The 3,177-nt window shown below is 64.7% G+C and carries 4 protein-coding genes; 2 read left to right on the forward strand and 2 right to left on the reverse strand.

Annotated elements, in window-relative coordinates; all coding sequences use genetic code 11:
• Nucleotides 1-431 (forward strand): phosphoenolpyruvate carboxylase (locus A0U87_RS25980; protein WP_137406131.1); only part of this gene is annotated, 431 nt, incomplete at its 5' end.
• 180 nt (nt 432-611) lie between these two features.
• Here the strand turns inward: A0U87_RS25980 and A0U87_RS25985 are convergent.
• Together A0U87_RS25985 and A0U87_RS25990 are read right to left on the reverse strand one after the other, a co-directional pair.
• The gene (locus A0U87_RS25985) at nt 612-1,526 is read right to left on the reverse strand and encodes a helix-turn-helix domain-containing GNAT family N-acetyltransferase (RefSeq protein WP_107917552.1); all 915 of its coding nucleotides are present in this window, start codon (nt 1,524-1,526) and stop codon (nt 612-614) included.
• Nucleotides 1,527-1,701: 175 nt separating this feature from the next.
• Nucleotides 1,702-2,256, reverse strand: a complete 555-nt coding sequence (locus A0U87_RS25990) for an outer membrane beta-barrel protein (RefSeq protein WP_004208639.1) — start codon at nt 2,254-2,256, stop codon at nt 1,702-1,704.
• Between the two features lie 314 nt (nt 2,257-2,570).
• Here A0U87_RS25990 and A0U87_RS25995 point away from each other — a divergent pair.
• The coding region (locus A0U87_RS25995) for a peptidase (protein WP_137406132.1) at nt 2,571-3,177 on the forward strand (607 nt) is incomplete at its 3' end.

A 3,177-nucleotide genomic window follows, 5' to 3' on the forward strand; every position in this document is an offset into this window, starting at 1 on the left:
TCGGCCATGCGATCGCCGCGTTCGAGGACAAGGCGCTGCTGGCCGACATGGCGCAGCACTGGTCCTTCCTGCAGTCGGCGCTGGCCAATCTGGAGATGGTGCTGGCGAAGTCGGACCTGGGCATTGCGGCGCGATATCTGCCGCTGGTCGAGGACCAGGCCAAGGCGGAAACACTGTTCGGGCGTATCCGTGAAGGCTGGTCGCTGACCCATGACGGGCTGCTGGCGGCCACCGGCCAGTCGCGCCTGCTGGAACGGAGCCCGACGACCGAGACGTCTATCCGGCTGCGGCTTCCCTATATCGAGCCGCTCAATCTGCTGCAGGTCGAACTGCTCAAGCGCTATCGCGCCGGCGAGGATGATGCCCGGATCAAGGAAGGCATCGAACTGTCGATCAACGCGATCGCGACCGCGCTGCGCAACAGCGGCTGAACTGGAATGCTACGGAGCGGGTTGGGGATGGCCGACCCGCTCTGTAGGATTTGTCGCGCTTAACTTCGCATATTTCCCGCACATTTTGATCGTATCGATCAATTGTGGGAAATCATGTTGCGAGCGGCCAGCCGGTCCATCCCCCTTATAGCATCGCCCTGCTGGGTAGGACAGGCGCGGTCAGGGGAGGAGGGCGACGCGCCAGGTCTCGCCCTCGATCGGGTCGCCGAAGACGGTGTGGACGTCGCTCGACACGCAGACGAAGCCATGCCGGGCATAGATGCGGCGGGCGGGTTCCAATATCTTGTGCGTCCAGAGGGTGACGGCGCGATAATGTTTGTCGCGGGCGAATTGCAGGCAGGTGGCGACCAGCGCGTCGCCGATTCCGCGCCGCCGGGCAAAGGGTTCGACATGGAGCAGGCGCAGCCGGGCGAGGCCGTTGCCCTCGTCGGTCAGGAATATCGCGCCGGCCATGACGCCGTCGATCTCCGCGATCCAGCATTGTTCGCGGTCCGGCTTGAAGTCGCGCAGGAAGGCGGCGACGGTTTCGGCCTCCAGCGTTTCGAGCGGCCGGCCCCAGCCATGGCTGGCGGCGTAGAAGATCGACTGGCGGGTGACGACCTGGCTGACCTCGCCGGTGCGGAAGGGGCGGATGGTGAAGGGGCCGCCGCTGGCGGGATCGAGCAACAGCCGCGCGCGGGTGAGCGCCTGGAGCAGATCCTGCTGCTCGACGCTGTCGAGCCGGTCCAGATCCTGGGCAACAACGGCGCGCTGGCGGCTGTCGATCTGGTCGAAGGCGGCGCGGCCGACGGTGGTGAGGCGGATCGGACGGGCGCGGGCGTCGGCCGTTTCCTGATCACGGACGATCCAGTCCTTCTTCTCGAAGCGGGCGATCATGCGGCTCAAATAGCCGCGATCCAGGTCCAGTTCGGCCTGGAGCGTGCTGGCCAGCACCGGTTCCAGCCGGGCGATTTCGAACAGCAGCCGCGCCTCGGGCAGGTTGGCGTCGCTGTCGAGGAAGCGCGCGTCGATCGCCCCCACATGGCGGGTGAAGAAGCGGTTGAAGGTGCGGATGGTTGCAATGGCCTGTTCCATGCCGACGCTTCAGCATGGAATGTTGACGGAGTCAACTATATTGGCAACTATATTGGGGCAGGCGAATGCGGGACGGCCGCAGTCCATGGCCGTCCCGCACCCCAGATCCCTTTATGGAAAGGGATGAAGGCTGGGCGGGCGGGCCGATCAATGACCGGCCCACCCGTTCATGCGATCAATATTTGACGACGACGCCGGCCATCGGGCGGATCGAATGGAAATTGCCGGTGGTGTCGGCCTGGACACGCAGGCGGACATTGCTGCGCTCGGCCGAGCTGCCAAGGTCGGCGGGCGACAGTTCAAGGCCCGCGCCATAGGTCATGCCATGATAGTCGCGGCTATCCTTGCCCAGCGCGTCGAAATTGGTCCACTGATAGCCGACCTTGCCGAAGAACATGCTGTCCTTGCCGGCCTTCACGCCGACGCGGCCGGCCGCGCCATATTCCCAGTCGATGTCGCCGCTGACGCCCTTGGACACGGTACCTTCGACGCCGAGCACGAGCGGGCCGGCGACATTATAGTTCACGCCCGCGACGCCTTCGACCATGCGGCCCTTGTAGCCGACGGGGGGAATGCCCTCCTTGCTGGTCTCGCTGTCATAATTATGCACGCCCGCCATCACGCCGACATAGGGTTCGATGCGGCGGGTGGAGCTGCTGTCTTCCTGCGCCATGGCGGCGGCAGGCAACAGGGTGGCGGCAGCAACTGCCGTGAAAAGCAGTGTCTTCATGGGGGTGACCCTTTATCTGTTTCTGAAATTGGGCCGGGGTGTGGACCCGCCGGCATGTCCCGTGCGCTGCAAGCGTCTGCGAGGACATGGGGCATCAATGGTCGGGGCCGGTGGAAGGTTTCCTGAACGAAATGCGAAATATTGCCCAGGCCATGATTATGTGTTGGAAACGACACGGTTTCTGTCAGGGGGATGAACGAAAGTCGCTTTTTCTGAACCACAGATAAATGCCCGATCTTGAACCGCTTTTCATTCACCACCAATTCAACCGCAGGGCGTTAACCGGGGTCATGAAGCATATGAGGAGACAGGCAATGACGCGGACCGGATCACGATTCCTGGCTGCGCTTGGTCTCGCGAGCGCGATGGCCCTGGGGGGCTGCGCCTATGATGACGGCTATGGTTATGGCGGCGTGAGCGTCGGCACCGGCTATTATGGCGGTGGCGGCTATTATGGCGACGGCTATTATGGACCTTATGGCTATGCGCCGGGCGGCTATGGCGGCTGGTACAATGACTATTATTATCCGGGACGCGGCTATTATGTCTATGACCGCGCCGGTGCGCGGCATCGCTGGAATGACAGCCAGCGCCGCTACTGGGAAGCGCGTCGCAAGGACCGGCCGGGCAATGGTCGGCCCGGTGACGGCAGGCCCGGTTATGGGCGACCCGGTGACGGACGTCCGGGCGATGGTCGGCCGGGCTGGGATCGTCCGGGTGACGGGCGCCCCGATGGCAATCGACCGGGCGACGGACGCCCTGGCGGTCGCCCCGGCTGGAATGGCGGTGACGGTCGGCCTAATGACGGCAATTGGAGCCGTCCGCGCCCGCCGCGCGGCAATGACACGCCCGGTCGCGGGCGTCCTGGCGCCAGCGGCGGCGACCAGCGCTATGTGCCACAGCCCGGCCAGCGCCCGCCCC

The sequence above is a fragment of the Sphingobium sp. MP9-4 genome (genome assembly GCF_005281675.1).
Taxonomy (GTDB): Bacteria; Pseudomonadota; Alphaproteobacteria; order Sphingomonadales; family Sphingomonadaceae; genus Sphingobium; species Sphingobium yanoikuyae.